Source organism: Mesorhizobium sp. M7A.F.Ca.CA.004.04.2.1 (assembly GCF_004022825.1).
Classification (GTDB): domain Bacteria; phylum Pseudomonadota; class Alphaproteobacteria; order Rhizobiales; family Rhizobiaceae; genus Mesorhizobium.
Map to the genome: position 1 here is coordinate 1 of NZ_RZPH01001670.1, position 622 is coordinate 622.

At 61.6% G+C, this 622-nt stretch carries 1 protein-coding gene and 1 pseudogene; both read right to left on the bottom strand.

Features of this window, described 5'->3' with window-relative positions:
* Window positions 1-290, bottom strand: a pseudogene (locus EN893_RS36880) (ATP F0F1 synthase subunit B); the annotation flags it as partial.
* A gap of 63 nt (window positions 291-353) precedes the next feature.
* Window positions 354-578 carry a F0F1 ATP synthase subunit C gene (locus EN893_RS36885; RefSeq protein WP_006206606.1) on the bottom strand — a complete coding sequence of 75 codons (225 nt, stop codon included), beginning with the start codon at window positions 576-578 and terminating at the stop codon, window positions 354-356.
* Window positions 579-622: the final 44 nt, after the last annotated feature.

Below are 622 nucleotides of genomic sequence, written 5' to 3' on the forward strand. Positions count from 1 at the left end.
CCCTTCAACTTGGCCGCCTGATCGAGATCCTGCGTGATGCGATCGTTGCGGACATCGATGATGCCGCCGACGCGCGGCATCACAACCCGCTTCAGGAAGAGATAGAACAGCCCGAAGGTGATCGCCAGCCACAGAAGCTGCGACGGGAACGTCGCCGGATCGAATGGCGGAAACGTGCCATGCGCTTCAGCAGGCACACCGGTGCTGGAATGCGTGTCGCCTTCCGTAGCAGCGTGGCTGGTATCGGCTGATGGCGCGGACTCTTGCGCAAAGGCAGATGTCACGAACATGGACTATCCCCGAAATTCAGGCCCGCCGCTCGCGCGGCCGGCCTGTCCAATCTTCCCGAGTGCTCAGCCGAACAGGGCCAGAAGCGCGATGAGAAGCGAGAAGATGCCCAGAGCTTCGGTCACGGCGAAACCGAAGATCAGGCGGCCGAACTGGCCATCGGCAGCCGACGGGTTGCGCAGTGCGCCCGCGAGGTAGCTGCCGAAGATGTTGCCGAGGCCAATGCCCGCACCACCCATGCCCAGGCAAGCGATGCCGGCGCCGATGTACTTTGCTGCTTCTGCGTCCATTTGTTCAACTCCTTTGGATCTAAAATTCCGTTGCGATTCCATCC